The sequence below is a fragment of the Mycolicibacterium parafortuitum genome (genome assembly GCF_002086815.1).
Taxonomy (GTDB): Bacteria; Actinomycetota; Actinomycetes; order Mycobacteriales; family Mycobacteriaceae; genus Mycobacterium; species Mycobacterium parafortuitum.
The window spans coordinates 1-295 of the sequence record NZ_MVID01000080.1; the positions used below are offsets into that span (position 1 = coordinate 1).

The 295-nt window shown below is 67.8% G+C and carries 1 protein-coding gene; it reads right to left on the minus strand.

All coding sequences use genetic code 11. The annotated features are described in order from the left end of the window. Positions 1 to 295 (minus strand): DUF222 domain-containing protein (locus tag BST38_RS28860; RefSeq protein ID WP_133057275.1); only part of this gene is annotated, 295 nt, incomplete at both ends.

The following is a 295-nucleotide window of genomic DNA, read 5'->3' on the forward strand; positions in this document are numbered from 1 at the left end:
ACCTCGAACTGCTCACGAGTCACGGCATCGACCCAGGTAGGTAGTTTGTCGACCGATTTACGGATCACCTCCACATGCTCGGGATTGATCAACCCCCGCGACTGAGCGACCGCGGTCGCGGGCAGCAGCGGCGGCAACGCCGGCCCGCTCACCGACGGTCGCGGCGCCAACACCGCAGCCTCGGTCAGGCGGCGGTTGGCTTCACTCGCGGAGATGCGCCACCGGATCCGCAGCACGTCCTTCCAGGACTTCGCGCCCATCTCCCGGGCGGTGGTTTCGGTCTGCAGCCGCGCCA